The 11,781-nt window shown below is 48.3% G+C and carries 13 protein-coding genes; 6 read left to right on the forward strand and 7 right to left on the reverse strand.

What is annotated here, in order from left to right:
• Positions 1–91: 91 nt before the first annotated feature.
• Both ACKPVM_RS10750 and ACKPVM_RS10755 read right to left on the reverse strand, forming a co-directional pair.
• Complete coding sequence (locus ACKPVM_RS10750; RefSeq protein WP_409309043.1) at positions 92–757, reverse strand: amino acid ABC transporter permease; 666 nt, start codon at positions 755–757, stop codon at positions 92–94.
• Between the two features lie 27 nt (positions 758–784).
• The gene (locus tag ACKPVM_RS10755; protein WP_409309044.1) at positions 785–1,555 is read right to left on the reverse strand and encodes an amino acid ABC transporter substrate-binding protein; all 771 of its coding nucleotides are present in this window, start codon (positions 1,553–1,555) and stop codon (positions 785–787) included.
• A gap of 427 nt (positions 1,556–1,982) precedes the next feature.
• On the opposite strand from ACKPVM_RS10755, the gene ACKPVM_RS10760 reads away from it, so the two are divergent.
• On the forward strand, positions 1,983–2,279 hold the full coding sequence (locus tag ACKPVM_RS10760) for a YmdA family protein (protein WP_409309045.1): 297 nt from the start codon (positions 1,983–1,985) through the stop codon (positions 2,277–2,279).
• Positions 2,280–2,402: 123 nt separating this feature from the next.
• On the opposite strand, the gene fis is transcribed toward ACKPVM_RS10760, so the two are convergent.
• The 5 genes from fis to ACKPVM_RS10785 all read right to left on the reverse strand — a co-directional run bounded on the left by fis (position 2,403) and on the right by ACKPVM_RS10785 (position 6,656).
• The gene (gene fis, locus ACKPVM_RS10765) at positions 2,403–2,699 is read right to left on the reverse strand and encodes a DNA-binding transcriptional regulator Fis (protein ID WP_005975342.1); all 297 of its coding nucleotides are present in this window, start codon (positions 2,697–2,699) and stop codon (positions 2,403–2,405) included.
• 23 nt (positions 2,700–2,722) lie between these two features.
• Complete coding sequence (gene dusB / locus ACKPVM_RS10770) at positions 2,723–3,688, reverse strand: tRNA dihydrouridine synthase DusB (RefSeq protein ID WP_409309201.1); 966 nt, start codon at positions 3,686–3,688, stop codon at positions 2,723–2,725.
• Positions 3,689–4,073: 385 nt separating this feature from the next.
• A complete protein-coding gene (prmA, locus tag ACKPVM_RS10775; protein WP_409309046.1) occupies positions 4,074–4,955 on the reverse strand; it encodes a 50S ribosomal protein L11 methyltransferase in 882 nt (293 codons plus the stop codon).
• A gap of 17 nt (positions 4,956–4,972) precedes the next feature.
• The gene (panF, locus tag ACKPVM_RS10780; protein ID WP_409309047.1) at positions 4,973–6,424 is read right to left on the reverse strand and encodes a sodium/pantothenate symporter; all 1,452 of its coding nucleotides are present in this window, start codon (positions 6,422–6,424) and stop codon (positions 4,973–4,975) included.
• The gene (locus ACKPVM_RS10785) at positions 6,414–6,656 is read right to left on the reverse strand and encodes a YhdT family protein (RefSeq protein ID WP_409309048.1); all 243 of its coding nucleotides are present in this window, start codon (positions 6,654–6,656) and stop codon (positions 6,414–6,416) included. Before ACKPVM_RS10785 ends, panF begins: the two co-directional genes overlap by 11 nt.
• Positions 6,657–7,255: 599 nt before the next feature.
• On the opposite strand from ACKPVM_RS10785, the gene ACKPVM_RS10790 reads away from it, so the two are divergent.
• Genes ACKPVM_RS10790 through modD form a run of 5 tightly spaced genes read left to right on the forward strand, consistent with a single transcriptional unit; the run spans position 7,256 to position 11,749 of the window.
• Positions 7,256–8,293 carry an iron ABC transporter substrate-binding protein gene (locus ACKPVM_RS10790; protein WP_409309049.1) on the forward strand — a complete coding sequence of 346 codons (1,038 nt, stop codon included), beginning with the start codon at positions 7,256–7,258 and terminating at the stop codon, positions 8,291–8,293.
• A complete protein-coding gene (locus ACKPVM_RS10795; RefSeq protein ID WP_409309050.1) occupies positions 8,290–9,285 on the forward strand; it encodes a FecCD family ABC transporter permease in 996 nt (331 codons plus the stop codon). Before ACKPVM_RS10790 ends, ACKPVM_RS10795 begins: the two co-directional genes overlap by 4 nt.
• On the forward strand, positions 9,282–10,037 hold the full coding sequence (locus ACKPVM_RS10800; RefSeq protein WP_409309051.1) for an ABC transporter ATP-binding protein: 756 nt from the start codon (positions 9,282–9,284) through the stop codon (positions 10,035–10,037). The genes ACKPVM_RS10795 and ACKPVM_RS10800 overlap by 4 nt, the downstream gene beginning before the upstream one ends.
• A gap of 45 nt (positions 10,038–10,082) precedes the next feature.
• Entirely contained in the window at positions 10,083–10,904 is an 822-nt protein-coding gene (locus ACKPVM_RS10805) for a class I SAM-dependent methyltransferase (RefSeq protein ID WP_409309202.1), read from the forward strand.
• Positions 10,901–11,749: a ModD protein gene (gene modD, locus ACKPVM_RS10810; RefSeq protein ID WP_409309052.1), complete on the forward strand. Its 849-nt coding sequence runs from the start codon at positions 10,901–10,903 to the stop codon at positions 11,747–11,749. Before ACKPVM_RS10805 ends, modD begins: the two co-directional genes overlap by 4 nt.
• The last annotated feature ends 32 nt before the right edge of the window (positions 11,750–11,781 follow it).

Here is an 11,781-nt window from a genome sequence, read left to right on the forward strand (position 1 = left end):
ATGTGAGAGTAGGGAACTGCCAGGCATCAAATAAGTGAAGAAGCCTCATGTGAAAACATGAGGCTTTTTTGCGTTGGGGGTTTTAGTCCGGTTAGTGCGGAATATGGCGTTGGTAATACCTTTCCAGTTTTACCTGTAAGGTACTGAGCACGGTGCTGAACATTAAGTAGATGAGTGCGGCTTCAACGTAGAGGAGCAGGGGCTCGTAGGTAACAGAAACAATTCGTTGTGCGGACAAAAACATTTCTGGAACGGTAATGACGGCTGCTAATGATGTATCTTTAATCAATGAAATAAAGGTATTAGACAGCGGTGGTAGTGATACAAAAACAGATTGTGGGAAGATAACCCAGCGAATGGTTTGTGTGCCGTTCATACCAAGCGAGTAGGCCGCGCTCCACTGTCCCTTAGGGACGGATAGGATGGCTCCTCGGACAATTTCAGAGCTGTAGGCACCGACGCTGATAGTAAAACCGATTAATGCAGCGGGGAATGCATCGAGTGTGATACCCGCACTGGGAAGTCCATAAAATATGAGGAAGAGTTGTACCAGAAGTGGTGTTCCTCGGATGACCCAAACGTAGAAATCACCAAACCATTTTAGCGGTTTTGGGCCATAGAGACGGACTAATGCCACGATCACACCAGCGGTTAACCCAAAGATAAAAGCAAGAATGGCGAGAGGGACGGTGAATTTTAGTCCCGCAGACAGCAGACTCCAAAAGGAGTCTGCCATAAGTTGTAGCCAAGGTGGCATGAAAAAATAACTCCGATAATAGTGTGATTATTGAGATACATCCTGACCAAAATATCGCACCGATATTGTTTTATAAGTGCCATCCGCTTTAATGTCGTCGAGCGCTTTATTTAGCGCTTCAGTCAGTGATGCCTGATTTTTGCGGATCAGTATTGCGGAAGGTTCACCTTCCTGTGAAGTGGCGGTGACCTTCACATTAGCGTCTGGTTTGTGTTTTTTGAAATCCAGAAACGATAGATTATCGTTCAGTGTGGCTTCAGCCCGTCCGCTGAGTACCAAATCCAGTGATTGGTTAAAACCATCCGTAGGCACAATTTCTGCACCGTGACTGGTAGCTAGTTGGGCAAAATTACTGGTTAAGCTTTGAGCTGATTTTTTGCCTTTTAGATCGCTGAAATCCTTGATGGAGGTATTGTCACGCCGTGTGATTAACACTGCTTTTGATGCAATATAGGGCTTTGAGAAGTCATATTTAGCCTGACGCTCTTTGGTCACGCCAACTTGGTTAATCACGGCGTCATAGCGTTTGGCATCTAGACCAGCAATGAGTCCATCCCAACGACCTTCAATAAACTGTGCTTTGACTCCTAGTTTTTCCGCGATGGCACGTCCGATTTCTACATCGAAACCAACGAGTTCGCCTGATTTATCGTGATAAGTATAAGGTGCATAGGTACCTTCGGTCCCAATTTTAATGACCCCGGAAGATTTGATTACACTGAGATCGTCTTGTGCCTGAGCAAACGCAATTGAGGCGAATAAGGTACTGGCCAGTAAAGCAAAGCTGATTTTCTTCATGAATGAATACCTGCATTGTGATGTGTATCGATATCATTATCGGTACTAAATAATTTACGGTGTAAGCATTGTGGTTATAAATCACAATAACTGATGGTTTAGAACGGAAATGAATATAGCGTTAGTGTGATAAAACACTAATGGTGAAAAGTGTGCTTAATCAATGGATTGAGTCGGTATGAAGTGATAAATGCATCATAAAAAATAGTTATGATTAAATCAGATAATAATTTATAAAAGCATTTATAAAACATATTGTTAAAAATAAGTTACCCGTATCTGAACGGATCAATAGAAATTACTATCAATATGATTTTAAAGTATATTTTTTCTTTATGAATGTTGCGAAATTGAAAAGGAAAAGATATAAAGTTTTTTCACTATTTGCCGTTTATAAAAAAACACCAGGTAAATAGAGAATATAATTATGATAAGTCTTCTTAAGAAATTCCTAATCGTTGCTGGCACTATGGGTGTTGTTCCCTGTGCTTTTTCTTCTTCTGGCACCATTCATTTTGTTGGAGCGATTGTCGCACCAGTGTGTGAGATTGAAACATCATCAATCTCAAATATGGTGACAGCAAGTTGTTATCAACAAGGAAAGACGCATATCCAGTCAATCACGGATTGGTCGCTGATTAACACATTACCGAAAAATATAGGGTCTGTTGAGTTTAGAGAACTGAGTGCGAATACAAGGTTGGCGATTGTCAAATACGATTAAGCCATGAATTCTGTAATTCTTGTTATGGCATTCTGTTTATAACCGCCCGTATAAAACGGACATAAAAAAATCGCTTATTAAGACTAATAAGCGATTTTTAAAACGATCTGATATGAACGCAAATCAGTTCATGCCGTATTTTTTCAATTTCTTACGCAGAGTACCGCGGTTGATGCCCATCATCAGGGCGGCGCGGGTTTGGTTACCGCGGGTGTATTGCATCACCATGTCCAACAGTGGCTGTTCAACTTCAGCCAATACCAGCTCATACAGGTCACTTACATCCTGACCGTTCAATTGAGCAAAATAGTTCTTCAGTGCCTGTTTAACCGAGTCGCGCAGGGGTTTTTGGGTTACCTGAGCCTGAGAGTTTACGGTGGAAACGGTCAGTACGTCAGAATTCACGCGTTGTTCGAACATAGTTCTGTCAGCTCTTTTTCTGTTTACGCAAGATTTTCAAAATATGCCTTCAACGCCTCCAGCTGCTCGCTGGCATCCTCAATGGCGTTGAATGTGCGCCTAAACTGGTCGTTTGGAGCGTGTTCCTGGAGATACCAGGATACGTGCTTACGAGCAATACGAAATCCCTTGCCTGGACCATAAAAGTCGTGCAATTCCCGTATATGCTCGATCAACAAGCGCTTGACCTCTGCCAAAGGCATTGGTGCCAGCAACTCCCCTGTGTCCAGATAATGCTGGATTTCCCGAAAGATCCAGGGTCTTCCCTGAGCGGCCCGTCCTATCATCAGGGCGTCAGCCCCGGTGTAATCAAGAACCGCTCTGGCTTTATGCGGGTCTGTAATGTCGCCATTCGCAATAACAGGAATGGAAACGGCCTGCTTAACTGCCCGAATGCTGTCGTATTCCGCTGAACCATTGAACAAGCACGCACGAGTGCGCCCGTGAACGGTTAAGGCTTGAATACCACAGTCTTCAGCCAGTTTGGCAATCTCTACACAGTTACGATGCTCTGGTGCCCAGCCGGTACGGATCTTGAGTGTTACCGGTACGTCTACCGATTTCACTACCGCAGAGAGGATTTGTTTCACCAAATCCGGATACTGCAATAATGCAGAACCTGCCATCTTGCGGTTCACCTTCTTTGCTGGACAGCCCATATTGATGTCGATGATCTGCGCGCCGAAATCCATATTGATTCTGGCTGCCGCGGCCATCTCATCTGGGTCACAACCGGCAATTTGCACGGCTCTGATTCCAGGTTCATCGCTATGTACCATACGCAAACGCGACTTGTCTGAACGCCACACTTCCGGATTGGACGAGAGCATTTCAGATACGGTCATCCCAGCGCCCATCGCATGACAGAGTGCTCTGAATGGGCGATCGCTAATACCAGCCATCGGGGCTGCTATCAGGCGATTGGTAAGCTGAAATTGTCCAATATGCATAGACAAAGAGTGACCATACTGTGTCTGCAAGGGCGCGTATATTACGCATTTTTTACGTCAGATGAAAGGACAAACTTTGACCAATTTACCGCTATCGATCAATGAAAATGCAGTTTGTGAACTTGAATGTGGATATTATATATATATTACAATGGGTTGAGCGTTAATGTTTATTTTTAGCGCAAAAAAATATTCTTTCGGTAACAGAATTTTATCTATGCGTAATCTGAATTTCTGCTGAAATTCCCCCCAGCTTATCGCATTTGTCAGAGTAATACGTTGGAGGGGATGCATGAGCCAGTCTGTATGCCAACTGATGAGGAAAGGAAAAACCGCCGTAGCCATTTCATACGGCGGTTCTTCTAGGGTTGATTCTTGAGTGGGGCTATTTACGTTGGCCTGTAATGCGGCACCATTCTTCCCGCTCAGCGACCGGATCAAGGATAAACTTCTCTTGATAGGCTTCTGTCACGCCTTCGGCCTGCGTCGCCAGAACGCCAGACAGACCGAGATAACCACCGGACTTAGGCAGATCGCTAATGAGCGGTGCCAGTTCACGCAGAGGTCCCGCCAGTATGTTGGCTACCACAACGTCAGCCGATAGCTCTGCAGGCTGGTCTTTGGGGAGGTAGAGCTCAAGACGGTCCGAGACGTTATTGCGTTGCGCATTATCGCGACTCGCCTGAATGGCTTGTGGGTCTATATCAATGCCAATCGCCCGTGCCGCACCCAGCTTAAGGGCTGCGATCGCCAGAATGCCAGAGCCACAACCGAAATCGATAAGGGTTTTCCCTGCAAGGTCTAAGCTATCCAGCCATTGGAGGCAGAGCGCCGTTGTCGGGTGTGTGCCAGTGCCAAAGGCCAGACCTGGATCGAGCATGACATTAACAGCCTCTGGGTCAGGAATGTCACGCCAGCTTGGGCAAATCCACAGGCGTTTGCCAAACTGCATCGGATGGAAGTTATCCATCCACTCACGTTCCCAGTCTTTATCTTCCAGTTGCTCGATTTTGTGTTTAAAACCGATCCCCAGCAGAGGCTCCTGTTCCAGGATGGCAATGACCTCAGCCATATCGGTTTCCGCATCATATAAACCAATGGTGTCGGTATCTCCCCACAGACGTGTTTCTCCGGGGAGCGGCTCGAAGACCGGAGTATCATGTGTGTCCTGAAACGTAACGGATACCGCACCGCTCTCTACCAGCGCGTCACCCAGTTGTTCAGCATGGCGACCAGACGTATTAATTTTCAGTTGAATCCACGGCATAGCAGTCTCTATTACATTTAAAATGAAGTTGGAGCAGAAATCGGTTGAGGTGCTTGGTGACCAAACCGATTACCGATAATAAACGCCATTAGGCTGAGCAACAGCGATGGCACAATGGGATGAAAACCGGCCAGTTGAATACTGAAACTGGCGAGCAAGGTGTAGCAAATCGCCCCGCTAAACATGGCGCTCAGTGCGCCTGCGGCATTCGCTTTTTCCCAATAGAGTCCCAGAACCAGCGGCCACAGGAACACCGCCTCCAGTCCACCAAATGCCAGAAGATTGAGCCAGATAATCATTTCTGGCGGCCGCCAGGATGCAATCAGCACCAATAATCCCAATACCAGTGTCGTCATGCTGGAAAGGCGTTTAATCCGACGCTCGTTATGTATCTGCTGTGGCCGCAAACTAAGATAAAGGTCTTTGATTATGGTGGCTGAAGCCTGTAGCAGATGCGCATTGATATTGGACATGATAGCGGCCATGGGCGCCGCGAGAAAGATGCCAGCGGCGAGAGGCGGTAGCACGGTAACCATCAGCGCGGGTAATACCTGATCGGGAATGGTCAGATTTGGCATAACGGCGCGGCCCAGAGCACCGGCCAGATGCATGCCGAGCATCAGGATACCGATGACAATTGTGCCGATGATAATCCCCCGATGGAGTGCTTTGCTGTCACGGTAAGAGATGCAACGCACGGCGGTATTGGGCAGACCGATCACGCCGAAGCAAACCAATACCCAGAAGGATGCCATGAACGGCATGGATAAGATTTGATCGCTACCTTGAGGTGTGACCAGTTCGGGGTTGATTTGCTGCAACTTATCCACGGCGCTGTGCAAACCTCCAGCCGCGTGGATCACACCGACAAGCAATATCACCGTTCCCAGTAGCATAACGATGCCTTGCATGGCGTCGTTCAATACACTGGCGCGGAAGCCGCCAAACGCGGTGTATAGCGCAATGGTGACGCCAAAAATCAGCAGACCAATGTCATAAGGTATATTGGCTGCTGTTTCCAGTAGACGAGCGCCGCCAATGAACTGTACCGCCATGGCGCCGATGAAGGCCACCAGCAGGCTAAAACTGGCAAACCACACCAGCAGATGACTACCATAGCGGGCATACAGCATGTCATTCAGCGTGATGGCGTTGTAGCGCCTGGCGAGAATGGCGAACTTTTTCCCCAGAATGCCGAGTGACAGCAGCATGGTTGGTAACTGAATCATCGAAAGCAGCACCCAGCCGAGTCCATATTTATACGCGGCACCTGGTCCGCCAATAAATGAACTCGCACTGACATAAGTACCGATCAACGTCATCGCCAACACGAAACCGCCCATTGAGCGACCACCGAGAAAATACTCGTTAAGGAAGTTTCCGGCCTGGCGACGACGATATGCATAGACGGAGAGACCAAAAACCAGCAGGAGGTAGCCTAGTAGTGGCAAAAGTACTTCATTTTGCATCGTCATGCTCCAGAGAGATGTCCCGGAAAATAAAACTCACCATCAACCAACACAGTAAGGTAAAAGCAAGCGGTAGCAGTAGACATGCCATTTCAAACCAGTGGGGAAGACCGGTAATGCCTTGTGCGCTATCAGGCAGATATGCAGCCAAAGCCCACGCGAGCAGGTAAGCCAGCGTCAGAAAGAAGGCCCAGCGTGCTTCTTTATGTGCCTGAATAAAACGTGTATCCATTTTTCTCTCCATCGCAAATCGGAGCATGAGTATTGGTATAACGAACATGTCGAGATGACAAAAACGGGAATTTTACGGCATGTGAGCCAATTGCCTAGTAATAATTACGCCTGTGGGCCAAAAGTCTGTCTCAGCAGCGCGCCTGTTATTACTCATGCTAGTGAGTGGTAGATCGTGGTAGCCCTTCTGTTGTTCAAAACGAAAGCCTTTTTTAAATGAGATGTAAAAAATTTGTCTCGACATAGGATGCCATTCATTAATACCAAATGGGTACTGGTATCAATTAGTGATGGTATCAATTTCGACCTTCAAAAATAATATATTGGAGCGTTAATAAAGCTATTTTTTAATTATATTATTTATCAGGTTTTCTATTTTCATTTGGCTAACATTTTGTTTTTATAAACCATTCCTCACATGAAAGAATAATGCTTTGGTAGTATTTCGTCAGGAAATCGCTATTCATTTCATTCTATAATAATGCACCGTTATCATTGAAAAACGTGATGTTGGTGGTTGACCGTTATTGCGCAGCGTGGATAATTTATGTCGAAATATATAAATGTATATAACGATTATCATTCAGCTCTGGTGACATTATGGGAATCAATCGGCGGCAGTTTCTGTCGTATTTGGCCGTTTTTTCAACCTTGTCCTTTCTTCCGTCTGTTTTTGCGCAGGTCGTTAATCGGATTGTCGGACGCTTCGGTCAGATTCCCGAGCCTCATGATATCCATCGTGTTATCAGTGCCGGGCCGCCTGCGGATATATTGCTATTGGCTCTCGCTCCTGAAAAATTATTGGGGCTGTCATCTTTTGATTTATCGGGCAATTCGGGGGCGTTGTTTTCCGACACATTACGTAAATTGCCGCGTCTGGGGCGTTTGTCAGGGCGTGGTAGCACACTGCCATTGGAAACGTTGCTCTCACTGAATCCCGATATCATCATTGACTGCGGTAACGTGGATGAAACTTACCGCTCATTAGCAAAACGTGTGGCAGATCAAACGGGTATTCCTTATGTACTCGTAGATGGCGGACTTCAGGACACGCCTTCTCAACTCCGGCAGGTGGGGCAGTTACTTGGTGTATCAGAACGCGCGGAACGACAGGCATTGCTTGCTGAGCGTATTTTGCAACGGGCGGCCGATTATCGAAGTGATAGCCATTCTGAAAAGCAGCGTTTCTATTTTGCTCGTGGCGCGATGGGGTTGGAAACTGGGTTAAGTGGTTCAATTCATACGGAAGCGGTGGAATTGCTGGGGTTCGAAAATGTTGCCACTGCTGGGGAATTGAATACGCTGACACAGGTGTCCATGGAGCAAATTTTAAGCTGGAACCCTGAAGTGATTATTACTCAGGATATTCAGAGCTATCAGCACATTCTCCATTCCGAATTGTGGCGTGAGGTTCAGGCCGTTACGCAGCAGCGGGTGATCCTGATGTCCGGCATACCATTTGGCTGGCTTGATGCGCCGCCGGGCGTGAATCGATTACTGGGGTTGTGCCGCTTACAAAGCCATTTTGATGTACAGCGTGGACAGTCTATTGCTGATGATGTCCGCCAATATTTCAGTCTGTTTTACCATTCCGAACTGAATGACGCACAGCTTGAGCAAGTGCTGGGGCATTCATGAGTACGCGTCACGTGATTCTGCTGTTTAGCGTGTTGCTTACCAGCGGCATGTTGCTGGCTTTGTTGGTGGGGCATTATGCTCTTTCGCTACGCGAAGTGATCCAAATAGTGTCTTCCCCGTGGAACGATTCACCCCCGGATCCCCGTAAGGCGACGGTTTTTTGGCATATCCGCTTGCCGCGTCTTGTCGCCTCACTGTTGATTGGTTCCGGGCTGGCCGTAGCAGGAGCGGCCTATCAGGGGATGTTCCGTAATCCACTGGTTTCTCCTGATATTCTTGGCGTGTCTTCCGGTGCCGGTGTCGGTGCCACGGTTGGTATTTTCCTTGGGTTGCCGATTCTTTTTATCCAGTTACTGGCATTCGCTGGCGGTTTGGGTACGGTCGCATTAGTGTGTGTGATTGCGAGAATGGCCAGGCGACATGATCCTGTTTTTTCATTGGTTTTGGTCGGATTAGCGCTGGGTTCGCTGGGTGGCGCGGCGATCTCATTGATCAAGATCCTTGCCGATCCTTATACACAATTACCCTCAATCACTTTCTGGCTGCTCGGTGGGCTTTCTGCCATCACTTCCCATGATCTGAAAGGGGCCGCCGTATTGATACTGATCGGTTTAGTGCCTTTGATGCTTCTGCGATGGCGCATGAACCTGCTTAGTTTGCCCGATGATGAAGCGCGTACACTTGGACTCAATATTCCCCGTACCCGGCTGTTGTTTATTCTGGCCGCAACGTTGATCACCGCAAGTGCGGTTTCGATTGCCGGTATTATCGGTTGGGTTGGGCTGGTGGTACCGCATATTTGCCGTTTAATTGTGGGGGATAATTTCAATCGGTTGTTGCCCGTATCTGCGGCGGCTGGAGCATTACTGCTACTGTTAACCGATACGTTAGCACGAACTTTAGCGTCGATTGAGTTGCCATTGGGGATCTTAACCTCGGCTATTGGTGCGCCGTTCTTTCTGATGCTGTTATTGCGCGGAGAGAAGGTATGACTGCCGCTGTCGCCACACTTCGATCGGTTGATGTGGGATATGGCGTAAACGTCGTGAATCGTCAGGTCTCACTATCACTCTTACCCGGCCAGATTACCTGCTTATTGGGGGCGAATGGCAGCGGGAAAACCACGTTAATGCGGACATTACTGGGGCTGATCCCACCGCTTGCAGGGCAAATATGGGTGGCGGGGAAACCGTTAGCGCATTGGTCCGCCGAAGCGTTGGCCCGTATTGTGGCGTATGTTCCTCAAGCCCATCATTCTCCTTTTTCATTCCGCGTGTTGGATATGGTGCTAATGGGGAGTCACGCTCGACTGTCACTGTTTTCCGTACCGGGGAAGCAGGAAGTGGTACGAGCGGAAAATGCCCTGTCGCAGCTTGGCATTTTATCCCTTAGCCAACGTTTATACGCCACGCTGAGCGGAGGGGAGCGGCAACTGGTGCTGATTGCCCGGGCGCTGGTTCAGCAGCCGATACTCCTTGTGATGGATGAACCGGCGGCGAGTCTTGATTTTGGTAATCAAATCAAATTATTGGCGCATATTAAACGGCTGAAATCGTTGGGCATGGCGGTGTTGATGTCAACGCATCATCCCCAGCATGCCATGGCGGTGGCTGACAGCGTCGTGCTGCTGCATCCTGCCGCAGGGGCGGAACAAGGAGAACCGGATGACATGCTGTCACCGGAACGATTAGCCACGCTTTATGGCGTGGATGAAACGGATATTCATGCACATTTCCGGTGCTGACACCTGGCGGTGTTGGGCATGACTGAATGGATACCAGAGGGCCGTATGATTATTGATGAAATTGATTTTTCCGAGTTGTATCAGTCACATTTGGCACGTGCGGCGAGAACGGCCAAAGCGCCAGAACATTGGGATAAACGTGCCGAGAAAATGGCCATTAACTGTGCGGCGCCGCACGATCCGTATCTGGAACAGTTCATTGCCAAAATGAACTTTTCTGGTGCGCAGACATTACTGGATGTCGGCTGTGGGCCTGGTTCGGTGTGTCTGAATGTGGCTTCTCGTTTTGAACAGGTTTATGGCATCGATTATAGCGAAGGGATGCTGGATGTGGCGCGGCGTCGGGCCAACGCTATGGGCGTCACTAACGCGGCGTTTAGCCATTGTGCCTGGGAAGATGACTGGAGCCGTTTACCCGATTGTGATATTGCCGTTGCATCGCGCTCCACGCTGGTTATGGATCTGGAGCAGGCGCTCTATAAGCTGAATCAGAAAGCTCGCTTGCGGGTATATACCACACACACCGTCTCTCCGACTTTTGTTGACTCTCGTATCCTGTCGGCTATCGGAAGAACTTCCGCGTCGTTGCCGACTTACATCTATGCTGTGAATATTCTCTACCAAATGGGGATCCACGCCAAAGTGGACTATATTCGTGGACCAAATTGTCAGGGGAATATTGAAACGTTCGAACGCTTTGCTGAAGGTGTCGCTTGGTCGTTGGGGGGATTAAGCGAGGATGAAATGCGGCGGCTGAAAGCGTATTACCATCGGCATCAACATGGAGATTTACCGCTTGTTTCACCGACCCGGGATTGGGCATTTGTGTACTGGGATACTGTCACTTTGCCGGAGCGTACCCAATGATTTACATTCCGGATGCTTTTCTTGACCAGCTTTTGCTGGAAGATATTCAATACGGCGATTTAACGACCCGGGCATTGGGCATTGAAAAAATCTCAGGAGATATCACGTTTTTCCACCGCCAGGGAGGGTGTATCAGCGGGCTACCCGTAGCGGAATGCTTGTTAAAAAAGCTGGGCTTGCAGATTACCTATCGGCTTGAAGACGGAGAATATGTGCAACCTGGTGCGGCGATATTATCTGCTGAGGGAGATGCAGCCGCGTTACATCAGGGATGGAAAGTCACACAAAATGTTCTGGAATGGTGCTGTGGTGTGAGTGAGTACCTTTACCAGATGCGAAAAATATATACCCGCTATGTTCCATCGGGGCAGATCGCGTGTACGCGAAAATCTATCCCTGGGACAAAACTGCTTTCAACGTTGTCAGTTGTCGCGGCAGGTGGAATTGTGCATCGTTTAGGCTGTGCGGAAACTATTCTGCTATTTACCAATCATCGTCGTTTTTTAGCAAATCCTGAAGACTGGGTGGCGCATGTTGCCCGCTTGCGTGATGCCGCGCCAGAGAAAGCGATTATTGTCGAAGTGGACAATCCCGATGAAGCGAGAATGGCATTAGCCGCGCAACCGGATATTCTGCAACTCGATAAATTTACGCCGGAACAAATTACGTCAACGCTAGCTTATGCAACGCAGTGCGCTCCAGGGTGCACTGTGTCGGCAGCAGGCGGTATCAATCTCCAGTCTATTCAACGCTATGCCGAAACAGGCGTCACGCTACTGGTAACTTCTGCTCCATATCATGCGCCATCGGCGGATATTCGCGTCGTTCTGACGCCTAAACCGTAACGTATCTTTTTCGGACGATGGTGTTCGAGGAG

This window comes from Pectobacterium hainanensis, assembly GCF_046237015.1.
GTDB lineage: Bacteria > Pseudomonadota > Gammaproteobacteria > Enterobacterales > Enterobacteriaceae > JBJYIN01.